This is a genomic window from Legionella sp. W10-070, from assembly GCF_900640175.1.
Taxonomy (GTDB): Bacteria; Pseudomonadota; Gammaproteobacteria; order Legionellales; family Legionellaceae; genus Tatlockia.
This window is the reverse complement of sequence record NZ_CAAAJC010000015.1, coordinates 13345-27339: the sequence shown is the minus strand read 5'-3', so window position 1 is coordinate 27339 and position 13995 is coordinate 13345. Positions and strand designations below refer to the sequence as shown.

Sequence of the window (13995 nt, the reverse complement as noted above, 5' to 3'; positions counted from 1 at the left end):
TCCTCTCCTTTGTAAAACGAGCCGTCATCGTACACTAAAAAATTGGTATTTGAACATAGCTAATGTCAGATGATCTTGACCTTTAATGATTAGTATTTTATCGTCACATTCATTTAGAGCCCGTTAAATGGTATGAATAGAACGAATTTCGTTCAAAAACTGACGCTTACTACGGTAAAATCCATAAAATATAGCCATTTTCTACGTGCTTTTTTATTTGGTCTGTTATTGCCGCTTGGCTTTGCTCCTTTTCACTTGCCAGGAGCAGCTATTTTAGGTATCGCCCTCTTCTATGCCCAACTTTGTCACAAACGTAACAATAGTCCCTTCCTGACTGGCCTATTTTTTGGCTTAGGCTATTTTGGCTTGGGAATTTCATGGGTGTATGTCAGCATTCATGAATATGGCCACCTTAACAGCATTTTATCGGCCCTAATCACATTGCTTTTCTTGCTTTACCTTTCCCTGTTTATCGCATCAATGGCCTTTGTATTCAAAAAATTAACCATTCCCCAGCTTCCTTTTTATTCCTGTCTGTTGTTTAGTGCGCTTTGGGTATTGAGTGAATATTGCCGTTCAACATTCTTTAGTGGTTTTCCCTGGCTATTACTTGCATTTGGCCAATTTGATGCTCCCGGCAAATATCTGCTCCCGGTAGTTGGTGTATTTGGTACCGGGTTTTTAACCTGTATTGCTGCCACCTTACTTGCAACCAGTACCCAGCTCAATGGTGCTAAACGGTACTGGGCCTTATCTGGTTTCGTTATTCTCTTGCTCTTCCCTTTGCTGCTGAAGTCTAAGGATTGGTCTGCACTAAAAAAAGAACCCGTTACTATAGGCATAATCCAGGCCAATTTATCAATGCGGGATAAGTGGGATGAGGCTCTCTTCTGGCAATTGCTACAACGCTATCAACATAACATAGAAAATTTATTAGGCACGCAACTTATTGTTATGCCAGAGTCAGCTATTCCCTTACCACCCAGTTATATTGAAGAATTCCTTACCCAAACTCATGAGAAAGCCAAACAGGCTGGAAGCGCTATTTTATTAGGGATACCCAAGCCAACCACAGTTGATGAAAACTATTACTTTAATGCCCTGATAAGTTTGGGAAAAGCAAGCGGCTTTTATTTAAAGCAGCACCTGGTACCTTTCGGAGAATATATTCCTAAGCCCATGCAGCGCATCAGCGAATGGTTAGCAATACCTAATGCCAATTTAGTGCCAGGCAAAAGCAGTCAACCTCCGATAAAAATTCATCGTCACCCAATCGCTGCATTAATTTGCTATGAATTGGCCTATGGCGACTTATTACGTCGTCAATTACCTCAAGCTGAATGGATTGTCTCAATCAGTGATGATGGCTGGTTCGGGCATTCACTGGCGATGTATCAACAACAACAAATAGCCCAGGTTCGCTCGCTGCAAACTGCACGGTATCAAGTGGTTGCTAACAATGATGGCTTATCTTCCGTAATTAATCCTAAAGGTGAAATTCTTGCTTCATTACCTGCATTCACTGAGGGTGTCGTTAATACAACTTTATTCCCAGCAACAGGAATAACACCATGGGTTTACTTCGGAGATACGCCACTGCTGATTTTTTGTATTATCATTGTCCTTATTTATGGCAGTTATTGTGTTATTGTTCATAAAGAAGACCATTAACTATTGCTGCAGAGCACAAGAGGCGCTATCCTTACCAGCCTACTGAAATATAACTTATTAATTATGGATAACAGCTATAAACCACGTGAAATTGAAGAACAAGCACAACAATATTGGCTTAAAAAGCAATCTTTTAATGTTTCTGAAGACTTGAATAAAGAAAAATTTTACTGCTTATCCATGTTTCCTTATCCCAGTGGCACCCTGCACATGGGGCATGTACGTAATTATACCTTGGGTGATGTAATTGCCCGCTACCAACGCGCCCTGGGAAAAAACGTCTTGCAACCTATCGGCTGGGATGCATTTGGTTTGCCGGCGGAAAATGCGGCAATTAAACATGGAATCCATCCTGCTGAGTGGACAAAAAAAAATATCGCCTCAATGAAGGAGCAATTTCTAAGACTGGGAAATGCTTACGATTGGAAACGAGAAATTGCCACCTGCGATCCGGATTATTATCGTTGGGAGCAATGGTTTTTTATCCGCCTTTATGAGAAAGGTTTGGTTTATAAGAAAAATGCGGTTGTAAACTGGGATCCTGTTGACCAGACTGTCCTTGCTAATGAACAGGTTGTTGACGGTCGTGGCTGGCGCTCAGGAGCACTGGTTGAACGCCGGGAAATTTCTCAGTGGTTTATTAAAATTACTGCTTATGCCGAGCAATTATTAAATGATTTGGATACCCTTGATGAGTGGCCTGCTCAAGTTAAACAAATGCAGCGGAACTGGATTGGTCGCTCTGAGGGTTGCGAAATCAGTTTCAAGGTAGCGGGTTTTCCAAAACGTTTGAAAATCTATACAACGCGCCCTGACACATTAATGGGAGCGACCTACCTTGCCATTGCTCCCGATCACCCGCTTGCTAAAGAGGTAGCCAGCCAAAAACCTGAAGTACAGGCTTTTATTGAAAGCTGTCAGGGAATACGAATGGCCGAAGCAGATATTGCCACCATGGAGAAACGTGGTATTGATACGGGTATGACCGCTACTCATCCAATAACGGGTGAGGAAATTCCTGTCTGGATAGCCAATTTTGTGCTAATGCAATATGGATCTGGTGCAGTAATGGCAGTGCCTGCCCACGATCAACGAGACTGGGAGTTCGCCAAGAAATATCAGCTGGCTATCAAAGACGTGATAATGCCCACCGACAACAGCCCGCATGACTATAGTAAATCGGCCTATACTTTTGAGGGTAAGCTGATTAACTCAGACCAGTTTGATGGTTTGCCGTCTGCTGAAGCAATTAAGGAAATTGCCAACTATCTTGAACACCATGATGTCGGTAAAATGACTGTAAATTATCGCCTGCGTGATTGGGGTGTTTCTCGTCAACGTTATTGGGGAACCCCTATTCCGATAATTTTCTGTGAAGAGTGCGGCATTGTCCCTGTACCAGAAGAGGACTTACCCGTTACCCTTCCTGATAATGTACAGCTAACCGGCAGTGGTTCACCCTTGGCTCAATGCAGTGAGTTCATTCAGACTCAATGCCCTAAATGTGGACAGGATGCCACAAGAGAAACCGATACCTTTGATACATTTATAGAGTCTTCCTGGTATTATGCACGCTTTGCCTGTAAAGGCCAGGATAATGCAATGCTTGATGACCGTGCCAAATACTGGACACCAGTTGACCAGTATATCGGCGGCATTGAGCATGCCGTAATGCATTTACTTTACGCGCGTTTTTTCCATAAACTGATGCGTGATGAAGGCTTGGTTAATTCAGATGAACCCTTTAAAGCTTTATTGACTCAAGGCATGGTACTCAAAGATGGTCACAAAATGTCCAAATCCTTGGGTAATGTAGTTGATCCCAACCATTTGATCGATACTTACGGTGCAGATACAGCAAGATTATTTGTGATGTTTGCAGCGCCACCGGAGCAATCATTAGAATGGTCTGATACTGCAGTCGAAGGTGCCCACCGTTTTCTTAAACGCATATGGGCTCTTGCCAGCCAACACCAGCAGCTGTTTATTGATGTTAATGATGCAATTCTATGCGGCAATGGTCATATTGATTGGGAGCAGACAGGTGGCCGACTAAAAAAATCGCGCATGATTGTTCACCAGATTCTGGCACAAGCAGCTAATGATTATGAGCGCCATCAGTTTAATACCGTAGTTTCTGGTTGTATGAAGCTTTTTAATGAGCTGTCTTCTTACAAAATCGAATCTGAGGAAGATAAATTTTTCCTACACTCTGGAATGAGCATTCTTCTTCGTCTCTTAGCTCCCATAACCCCTCATATTTGTCATTATTTATGGCAGCAATTAGGTTTTGAAAAAGCAATTATTGACGCATCTTGGCCAAAAATAGACAAAAGCGCACTCAAAGCAGATGAACTTAACTATGTTGTACAGATTAATGGTAAATTAAGAGCACACTTTGTTGCCAATAGCGATGCCAGTGAAGAAAAACTGATTGAACTTGCCAAACAGCAAAGCAACAGTTTCCTTGAAGGTAAATCAATTAAGAAAGCGGTAGTTGTAGCACATCGCCAGTTAATTAATTTGGTAGTCGATAATGGTTAAGCGACTTTTAATCTGGGTCACCGTGGTTTTATTAGCCAGCTGTGGTTTTCACCTGAGAGGTATGGGGGACTTGCCTCCCTGGCTTAATAACATTGCAATAATCATTCAGAACGCACATCGCGATTTGGATCCCCTGTTAAAAGATCGACTACACGCTTATAATATTTCGACAACTGACAATCCCTCCCAGGCAAGTTACTTACTAATCATTGAAAGAGATGGTTACCAGCAACACATTACCAATGTCAGTGCCAGTACTGCCCCTCGGCAATACCAGCTTATTTATGAGGTTCAATTTTCTTTGCATGAGAGGAAAGGCAGGGTCATTCTTCCATCAAGCCATGTTTTTGTAACACGCCAATTAACAATCAATAATGACCGAATTCTTGGTTCCGACTCCGAAGAAATTTTGTTAAAAAATGAAATGCGGCGAGATGCTGTGATGCAAATTATTAACCGACTAGGTCAAAGCAAAGTAGCCATGACCAATAGTAATACATAACGTATTTTATGCTTATTAAACAACAGGCATTAGCATCCTACCTCGCTCATAAGCCTTTGCCAAATCTTTATATTCTAATCGGCCAAGAGCCGTATTTTCTTGCAGAGTCAGCTGACAATATCAGACAAGCCTGGCAACGACAAGAAGGTGAAACGGAAGAAACAACGATTAATATCAATAATGCCACCGATTGGAACTTGGTTGCTGAGAAAGCAAACAGCTATTCGTTGTTTGCCAATAGATGCTTGGTTGATATTCGTTATGATAAAAAAACAATAGATGCAACGGCTAAAGCGTTCCTGAACCAGTACTTAAAAAATATTAACCCTTCCTGTTTGCTCCTTATTAGAGCACCTAATTTGCCCTTGAAACAACTCCAAGGACTAACGAATAATAACTCTATCCATGTTGTTCAAATTTTCAACTTGAATGCACTTGCAATACAAAGCTGGATTAAAGAGAAACTTCTGGCAAAAGGCATAGCATTTGAACCCGAGATTCCAACCCTCATTCATCTATATACCCAGGGAAATATGCTTGCTTGTGCACAAGCGATAGAAAAAATTGAACTTATCAATGAAGACACTCTGCTGACAGCAGCAATTGTCAAAGAACAGCTTGTTGATCAATGTCATTATCAACTGTTTGAACTAAGTGATGCCTGCCTCTCTCAAAATGCAAATAAAGCCATACATTATTTACGGCATGCCCGCACTGAAGATACTGAACCTACACTTATTTTATGGCTACTGGCACAAGACATCCGTCTATTAATTCAACTGATAGAATTAACCAGTCAATCAATACCATTATCGACTGCCTGCAGCCAATTAAAAATCTGGTCACAACGCAGTAAGCTTTATCAGTCTTCCCTGAAGCATTTACACAAAGAATTATTATTACAACTATTGCAATTTTGTAAAAAGACGGATGAATATATCAAATCAAATCAAAGCAATCGAGTCTGGTATGCGTTAGAGCAAATTGCATTGTCACTTTGTTTAGGCAAAAAGGTAGGTGTTCTTGCGTAATCTACTCATTTATGGCGGCACCTTTGATCCCATCCATAATGGTCACATTAATGCTGCTATTAATATTCAGAATTATTTTAATTTTCAACAGTTTATTTTTTTACCCTGTAAAATTCCACTATTAAAAAATAAAGCGATCGCTACCGCAACCCAACGAGTTGAAATGTTGCAGCTCGCCCTTAAAGATTTAAATAAAAACTTTATCATCGATCTGTCAGAAATTAACAGAGCGACCCCATCCTATATGGTAGATACTTTAGGGAATTTCCGGCAAAAGGCGGGTGAAAACACAGCAATAACCCTATTGATGGGGGAAGATACATTCAGAAAAATTCCTCAATGGCATGAATGGAAACGATTGTTAACACTTGCCAATTTTCTTGTCATCAATCGAGCAGGGAGCGACAACTCCCAGCCTCCTGATTTCTTAAATAAATTTTTTAATGCTCATAAGACAAACGATAATAAAGCAATACTTAATAATGCCCATGGCTTTATTTATCGCTATGATGCTGGAAACTTTGATATTTCTTCTACATTGATTCGTAATCAATTAACTGAAAAAGAGTATTTAAAAGATATTGTCCCGTCTTCCGTTTTAAGCTATATCAAGCAAAACCACTTGTATACCCAAGATACATCAAAATACTAAGTTAGGATATGAAAAAATGAATATTGTCCATAATTTGCAGGGTACAGCTGTAAAACCTGCGCAAGCATATCTCGTTGACCCGTAGGCAAGTGCTTAGTAGAGCCGTGAAAACACTATATCTGACACGCTGTGCCATGTAAAAATAAAAAGTCCAGCGGTACGGAATGTCAGTAATCATCTGATTTTTTCTGAATCCAGTAATCAACAAACCCCATTAAGCATCTGATAGCTCAAAATCATCTGTTCCTCCGAAAAGAGGATCCTTTTTCGGGAAAGGAAATTGCTTTACCGGGTTGACCAGTTTTGTCTTTCCCCGAACGCCATCAGAATCAAATACTTTAACCTGCTTTATAAATTCTGGAGTCATGTTGTAAAGCCAATCAACTATTGGATCAAACCGGGCATATAATTTTGAATTATTTGCATAGTCTTGATAAGGTATGGAAGTCATTTTGACAACCACCATCACTAACGCTATGATAAAAACCCCGCGGATGAACCCAAACCCCATCCCCAAAATCCGATCAGTGCCACTTAATCCGGAACGTTTTAATATAAAACCAAGCACTGCATTTATAATACCTCCGGAAATCAATGTGCCGACCAGGATTGCAATGAAAGCGGTTACAGTTCTTGCAGTTTTATCCTGGATATATTTTTGCAGAAAAGGATCGAGCTCCTGTGAGTAACTGTACGCCAACCAGATTGCTAAAACCCATATAGCAAGCGCAATAAGTTCTTTTACAAAACCTCGAATCAGGCCTGTTATTATCGACAAAGCAACAACAGCAATTATAAGTAAATCTACCCAGTGCAGTTGCATGGCTAACTAACCCCTGTTGTAACTACAAAACCTTGAATCTGCATAGCACTTGCTAACTGCTTTTGTAGTACCTTGGCTTGCTCTCTTTGAGTTGCCTGACCAACTATCACTTTATAAACGACGCCCTCTTTGGTAGCTACCTTGTTATAGGTTGCTTTATAGCCTTTGGCATGTAATTTAGCCAATAGGGAATCAGCATTTTGCTTATTCGCAAAGGTAGCCAATTGAACAGCGTAGCGGCCTTCTGCTGGTTTTGAAGGCAGCGGTTTCTTTGCTACTGTCGATGTACTTTTAGCATTTATTTTAGGATCAGGATGGGGTAGAGCAACACTCTTATTAATAACTGTCTTTTTGGCAGCGACTACCAGAGCTGGTTTTGGACTCACAATTTTTTCAGACTCGAGTTTTGCCTTGAGCGCCATTGGTTCTGCAATCTGCTTTATTTCGCTTAACCCACTAAGCGGCTGAGCTTTAGTAAGGGCAGGTATTGTAGACCCGGTAACCATCGTCGGCTCAGGCATTTCTACATGCGCGACTCTAACTGTCTCAAATAGCTTATTCTTCTCAGGTACAACCACTTTAGGAGGTACAGGTTTCGGTGGCAATTTCACAGAAAAACTGACATTGCCGTCGGGTCGTTGATTGGATTTTTTAATAACTGCAGGGGCAAAAATAGCGGCTATAGATAAAATAACAGCAAGTCCTATAAGCCGGTGCTTTACCCGCTCATCCATCACTAGTTTCATTATGTCTCCTTAAGTCTGGCAGGCTTTTGTATAGCGGACATCACATGACCTACCGTAATAAATGAACCGTAAACTATGATTAAATCACCTGCATTGGCCCTATTGCAAGCAGCCTGATATGCTAATACAGGATCACTGTAATAAACAGGAACTATACCATAATTACTGAAAACCATACTAAATTGTTCGGCTGAGGGTGCACGCTTTCCTGTTAGAAGCGCTGGATACCAGTAACCCACTTCCTCTATCAAAGGAGCAACAAGTCCTGAAATATCCTTATCCCTTAAGGCTGAAAATACGGCATGAACTGTACCTTCGCATTGAAGTTTTCTTATATAATCCGCCATGTAATTTACAGCCTGCGGATTATGCGACACATCAAACAAGACCTTAATTTGTTCTTTATGTTGTAACTCCAATCGCCCGGGCAAAAAAAGACTTTTTAAACCATTCGCTATTTGAGCATTACTCAAAGGCAATTTTTCCCTCATACATAAGCATGCCATAATTGCCGCTGCAATACTGTTAGGGTGCAATACAGGTTCAGGTATGGTTATTACCTGGTTTTTAGAGGAAAATTTAAATATTTTATTGTTAATCTGCCAATCGTAGTCTTGGCTATACAAGTACATGGAGCATCCCAAAAGATGACTATGCGCCAAGATACTCTCAGGAATATTTTTATCTGCAAAAATAAAAGGCCTGTCTTGTCTTAAGATACCCGCTTTTTCAAACCCGATAGCTTCTTTATTGTCTCCCAGGAATTCCTGATGGTCGAAATCAACGGTGGTGATAATCGCCAGATCGGCGTCAATAATGTTGGTGGCATCCAATCGACCGCCAAGGCCGACTTCAAGAATAATTAAATCCAGTGGATAATTTTTAAAATGCCATAAAGCAGCCAGGGTAGCCATTTCAAAATAAGTCAGCGGAGTAGACGCCCTTGCCTCTTCAACAACACAAAATGCGTTAACCATCTCCTCATCAGTAATTGGCCTCTGGTTAATTTTAATACGCTCATTAAAAGAAAATAAATGAGGCGAAGTATAGCTGGCTACCTGATAGCCTGCGGCTAAATAAATGGCCTCCAAAGAGGCCACAGCCGATCCTTTTCCATTGGTGCCGGCAACAGATATAACTCTGGCATTCGGGTGCAAGAGCCCTAAGGATGCAGCAACCTGTTTGACACGTGCCAGACCCAGCTGAATCTCTTGCTGATGACGGTTTTCCAGCTCATACAACCACTCAGCAACCGTATAATTTTTATATGGCTTCATTAAATCTATCAGTTATGTCCCGATGCGAAAGCTTGGCTATAAGCTCAGCAATCGTAGGGCGCAGATCTTTACGTTGTACAATCATATCAATATGGCCATGCTCAAGCAGGAATTCACTCCGCTGAAATCCTTCAGGCAAGGTTTGTCGGACTGTTTGTTCAATTACTCTTGGTCCTGCAAAACCAATTAGCGCATTCGGTTCGGCTATAATAACATCACCTAAACTTGCAAAACTGGCAGAAACCCCACCCATGGTAGGGTCTGTCAATACCACGACGAACGGTAGACCAGTATCTGTGAATCTGGCAAGCGCTGCAGATGTTTTAGCCATTTGCATCAAAGAAAAAAGACCTTCCTGCATTCTCGCCCCGCCGCTGGCAGTAAAGCAAATATAGGCTCTTTTTTCCGCTGTTGCGGCATTCACCGCCCGGACAAATTTTTCACCTACTGTAGCTCCCATTGAGCCACCCATGAAATTAAACTCAAACGCACTAACTACTACAGGTTGTCGCTTTAACGTTCCCTTCAATACTACTAAAGCCTCCTTTTCTCCGGTGGCTTTTTGTGCCTGACTTATCCGGTCTTTATATTTTTTTGAATCCTTAAATTTCAGGCGATCTAGTGGTTCAAGGTTATCAGCAATCTCTTCTTGCGCACCCTCATCTAGAAATTGTGCCAACCGTTCTCGTGCAGACAATCGGTGGTGATAGTTACAATTAGGACAAACAGAAAAGTTTTTAGTAAGTTCACTGCGATAAAGCACTGAGCCGCAGCCTGAGCATTTGACCCACAAGCCTTCAGGCACCCCTTTTTTTTGAGAAGTTTCTGTTCTAACTTTGGAAGGTAATAGTTTTTTTAGCCAACTCATACAAGAATTCCACCAATCTTTAGGGTTAATAGTATATCCTGAATTTCAATCAGGAGCTTGTCTAATTATTCATTAGACAATAATTATCAGGGAATAGTCTATAATATATGACCCCTGCTATTAAATCTTCATTTGTCACTAAAGTTTTTTCCTATTTTTCCGATAACTGACGTGGGTTCGATAAATTTATGAAAATAGATTTATCGATTGTAGGTAAAATCCCACATCCAGGGATTCAGGTCGAGGAGATTTTAGTATGGCTCAAGTCATAAATACCAATGTGATGTCGCTTAATGCTCAGCGCAATTTAAATGGCTCACAGAAAACAATGCAATTAGCAATTCAGCGCCTTTCGTCAGGTCTGCGCATTAACAGTGCAAAAGATGACGCGGCAGGTCTTTCAATTTCAGAACGGATGACAGCACAGATTCGCGGTATGAATCAGGCTGCCCGAAATGCAAACGACGGTATCTCTCTATCGCAAGTAGCTGAAGGTGCAATGCAGGAAACAACCAACATTCTGCAGCGTATGCGCGAATTGTCTTTACAAGCAGCCAACTCAACTAATAATGCAGGCGATCGCCAGGCAGTTCAGGAAGAAATTGAACAGTTAAAAAGCGAGCTTGACCGAATTGCTACGAATACCGAGTTTAACGGTCAGCGTATTCTGGACGGTTCTTTTTCCAGCGCCAGTTTCCAGGTTGGTGCGAATGCAAACCAAACCATTAACTTTGCTATCGGCAGTATCAGATCCTCTTCTATAGGAGGAATAGCTCGAGAAGACGGTGCTGCGGTATCTGGAAACGCGGCTGCTGACATTACAATTTCAATTGGTGGAGGTCCCGTAACAACTATTAACTCCAGTGCTGGATTTACCGGAAATGCCCAGCAGGATGCTACTTCTGCCTATGCCAAAGCAGCTGCAATTAATGATGCAGGGATAGCAGGACTCACTGTATTGGCTTCCACAAGCGGCACTCAAACAATCGGTCCTATTGGTGGTACGGCGGCTGATACTTACAACCTGACAATCAATGGCGTGGCAATTTTCACTAACGAAGATGTCGCTACCGCTCTGACAAATACCCAGCTTCGTGATGCTATCAATTCCGCCAGTAGCCAGACAGGTGTCGTTGCCAGTTTAAATGGTGGTGACATGACCCTTTCTGCCAGTGATGGCCGTAACATTGTCGTAGTCGAAAGTGGTACAGGCTTTACAGCAGGTACTGACGGTTTGACTGTGACTGGTGGTGCTTTTGATGGTACATTGCGTGGTTCTCTATCCATTAGTGCTCCTGAATCTATCACTATTGGCGGTACAGTAGCTGATATAGGTTTGTCAGCCTCAATTGCAAGAGACTCAAACGGCATTAACACTCTTGACGTTAGCACTGCCGAAGGTGCTCAGCTGGCAATCTTACGTCTTGACTCGGCACTTAGCTCGGTGAGTTCGAATCGGGCGGCAATGGGTGCTTTGCAAAACCGCTTTGAATCTACTATTTCAAACTTGCAGAACGTGTCAGAAAACCTTTCTGCTGCACGAAGCCGGATTCAAGATGCTGATTTTGCTGCAGAAACAGCAAACCTGACTAAAGGACAAATTTTGCAACAAGCAGGAACAGCTATGCTTGCTCAAGCAAATAGTTTGCCTCAGTCAGTGCTGTCATTACTTAGATAATAATGTATTTACCATGCAGGTAAAGCCTGCATGGTGCATTATTTTATGTCTCTCTGATTAGAGAGACATAATGGAGGTTGCTTTATGAATATTGAATCGTTAAGTCAGTTTGGCTCTATTAATAGTGAGCAAAACAATAATCAGTCTATTGCTGGAAAAATTAATTCCTCACAAGAAATTAAATCTGCACCTCTTACGCTCTCAGATATCAAATATACTATTGATGAAGCTACGGGAATATTGCAAGCTATCGTAGTGGAAAAACTCTCAGATGAAGTTATTCGCAAATTACCACCCGATGAGTATTTGCAGTTATTGTCGTTACTGAACGAAATGGTTAGTGGTTTTATTGATGAGAAGGTTTAGTATATGCAGGAACGAGCAGCTTTAATGGATTGTACAAAATATATTAAAGCAGCGAACGACTTACCTGCGACTTACCTGCCATAAGGCAAGATGGTTAAAAGCGTCAAAAGCGTCAAAAGCGTTAAAAGCCATCCGTGTTAAACAACAAGATAAGGATATTATCGTGGCGTTAACATCAGTTGGATCAGGGTTGGATATCAAAGCTATCGTTGAATCGCTAGTGCAAGCCGATTTATCGCCTGCGCAAAGAAGGCTGGATAAACAGGAAGCGAGCTTTATTACTCAGCTCTCAGCTCTGGGGCAAATCAAAAGCTCTTTGGCTAAATTGCAGACTTCCTTAACAAAGCTTTCAGATCTTGCCCAGTTTTATACCCTTAAAAGCTCAATAAGTGATGACAGCGTTTTTTCAACCACTATCAATGAAAATAATGCTGCGGCAGGCAACTATCAAATAGAAGTACAACAACTTGCAACAAGACAAAACCTGGCGTCTATCGCCTTCTCCAACAGCAGTGATACTATAGGAAGTGGCAGCATTACGATTGATTTTGGAGCCTATAGTGCAGATAACAGCACCTTTACTTTAAATCCCGATAAAGAATCTGTAACTATCAATATTGTATCAGGTTCAGACAACTTGTTAGCAATTAAGGATGCTATTAACCGCAGTGGTGCTGGTATTCAAGCAAATATCGTCCAGGACAGCCAGGGGGCAAGACTCACTTTAACCAGCCCGGAAACAGGTGAAGATCTGGCAATGAGAATTTCTGTTGTAGACGATGACGGTATCAATAATGATGCCTCAGGTTTATCAGTACTTGCTTATGATCCAACCGTCGGCACTATGTCGTTAACCCAGACAGTCGCTGCCCAAAACAGTGAAGTGAAGATCAATGGCCTGTTATTAACACAAAACAGTAATCAACTGAAGGATGCTATTGCCGGAGTTACGATTAATCTTAAAAAGGCACAGCCAGGCAGCCTTGTTGATCTAAAAATAGAAAATGATAAAACCAAGTTGACGGGGTTGGTCAATGACTTTATCAAACAGTATAACGACACAATGGCAACGATTAACGCGTTGTCGGGCTACGATCCAGTAGCCAAAAAAGGCGGTCTTCTACAGTCTGATGCAGGCGTACGGGCTTTAAAATTAAATTTAAGCAAACTGATTGGAGAGCCACTGACAGGCACCAATAACCCATTTCGCACTCTCACTGACATTGGCATCAAAACCAATGAAAATGGCCAATTGGTCATGGATGAAAAGAAATTTAACACAGCACTTGAAAGTAATTACGATGCCATCGGGGTTCTCTTTGCCAAAACAGCAACCACTACCGACAGTAACGTACATATCAAAACAGTTGGCAGTCAGGTAAAAGCTGGCAGTTATGATTTAATACTGGATTCATTCACACCAGGAAGTATACTCTCAGGTACTATCGGTGGAGTACATGCCACCTCAACTGATGGTATTACTTTATCGGGGACAGGAACCTTTCGAGGACTTTCTGTAGAGATATTGGCCGGAAGCACAGGCAACAGAGGTCAGATTCAGGTATCAGATGGACTCGCCACAAAATTTAATAATTTACTTACTAATTATCTTGATGAAAAAAGTGGTGATTTTGCCACTCGAGCCAATCAGTTGAATAAACGATTGGAAACGATTGGTGACGCACGTGAACAATTAACATTCAGAGCCAGCATGCTTGCAAAGCGCTACACAAGGCAATTTGTAGGACTTGATGCTCTCCTGGTTCAGATGCAAAGTGCCAGTGATTTTTTAAGCCAGCAATTAGCTAATTTGCCGAAATTAAATAATAGAGGATAA

12 protein-coding genes are annotated in these 13995 nt (G+C 41.5%); 8 read left to right on the top strand and 4 right to left on the bottom strand.

Going from position 1 to position 13995, the window contains the following annotated elements; genetic code table 11:
- The first annotated feature begins 132 nt into the window (after positions 1 to 132).
- The 5 genes from lnt (at position 133) to nadD (ending at position 6400) form a co-directional block, all read left to right on the top strand.
- Positions 133 to 1671 (top strand): apolipoprotein N-acyltransferase, encoded by a 1539-nt coding sequence (gene lnt / locus E1O65_RS07920; RefSeq protein ID WP_133133065.1) that lies wholly within the window; start codon positions 133 to 135, stop codon positions 1669 to 1671.
- A gap of 63 nt (positions 1672 to 1734) precedes the next feature.
- Entirely contained in the window at positions 1735 to 4215 is a 2481-nt protein-coding gene (gene leuS / locus E1O65_RS07915) for a leucine--tRNA ligase (protein ID WP_133133064.1), read from the top strand.
- Complete coding sequence (gene lptE, locus E1O65_RS07910) at positions 4208 to 4717, top strand: LPS assembly lipoprotein LptE (protein WP_133133063.1); 510 nt, start codon at positions 4208 to 4210, stop codon at positions 4715 to 4717. Before leuS ends, lptE begins: the two co-directional genes overlap by 8 nt.
- Positions 4718 to 4725: 8 nt before the next feature.
- A complete protein-coding gene (gene holA, locus E1O65_RS07905; protein ID WP_133133062.1) occupies positions 4726 to 5748 on the top strand; it encodes a DNA polymerase III subunit delta in 1023 nt (340 codons plus the stop codon).
- Positions 5741 to 6400 carry a nicotinate-nucleotide adenylyltransferase gene (gene nadD, locus E1O65_RS07900; RefSeq protein WP_165474934.1) on the top strand — a complete coding sequence of 220 codons (660 nt, stop codon included), beginning with the start codon at positions 5741 to 5743 and terminating at the stop codon, positions 6398 to 6400. The genes holA and nadD overlap by 8 nt, the downstream gene beginning before the upstream one ends.
- A 214-nt stretch (positions 6401 to 6614) precedes the next feature.
- Here nadD and E1O65_RS07895 read toward each other — a convergent pair whose 3' ends face one another.
- From E1O65_RS07895 to accD, 4 genes are read right to left on the bottom strand one after another with little or no spacing between them, the layout of a single operon-like run.
- The gene (locus E1O65_RS07895; RefSeq protein ID WP_133133060.1) at positions 6615 to 7223 is read right to left on the bottom strand and encodes a CvpA family protein; all 609 of its coding nucleotides are present in this window, start codon (positions 7221 to 7223) and stop codon (positions 6615 to 6617) included.
- Positions 7224 to 7225: 2 nt separating this feature from the next.
- Positions 7226 to 7969 carry an SPOR domain-containing protein gene (locus tag E1O65_RS07890; protein ID WP_133133059.1) on the bottom strand — a complete coding sequence of 248 codons (744 nt, stop codon included), beginning with the start codon at positions 7967 to 7969 and terminating at the stop codon, positions 7226 to 7228.
- On the bottom strand, positions 7969 to 9246 hold the full coding sequence (gene folC / locus E1O65_RS07885) for a bifunctional tetrahydrofolate synthase/dihydrofolate synthase (protein WP_133133058.1): 1278 nt from the start codon (positions 9244 to 9246) through the stop codon (positions 7969 to 7971). The genes E1O65_RS07890 and folC overlap by 1 nt, the downstream gene beginning before the upstream one ends.
- Positions 9233 to 10114, bottom strand: a complete 882-nt coding sequence (gene accD / locus E1O65_RS07880) for an acetyl-CoA carboxylase, carboxyltransferase subunit beta (protein WP_133133057.1) — start codon at positions 10112 to 10114, stop codon at positions 9233 to 9235. The genes folC and accD overlap by 14 nt, the downstream gene beginning before the upstream one ends.
- A 256-nt stretch (positions 10115 to 10370) precedes the next feature.
- Between accD and E1O65_RS07875 the strand changes: the two genes are divergently transcribed.
- From E1O65_RS07875 to fliD, 3 genes are all read left to right on the top strand, one after another.
- On the top strand, positions 10371 to 11792 hold the full coding sequence (locus tag E1O65_RS07875; RefSeq protein ID WP_133133056.1) for a flagellin: 1422 nt from the start codon (positions 10371 to 10373) through the stop codon (positions 11790 to 11792).
- Between the two features lie 84 nt (positions 11793 to 11876).
- The gene (locus E1O65_RS07870; protein WP_133133055.1) at positions 11877 to 12158 is read left to right on the top strand and encodes a flagellar protein FlaG; all 282 of its coding nucleotides are present in this window, start codon (positions 11877 to 11879) and stop codon (positions 12156 to 12158) included.
- A 163-nt stretch (positions 12159 to 12321) separates the two neighbouring features.
- Entirely contained in the window at positions 12322 to 13995 is a 1674-nt protein-coding gene (fliD, locus tag E1O65_RS07865) for a flagellar filament capping protein FliD (RefSeq protein WP_242601563.1), read from the top strand.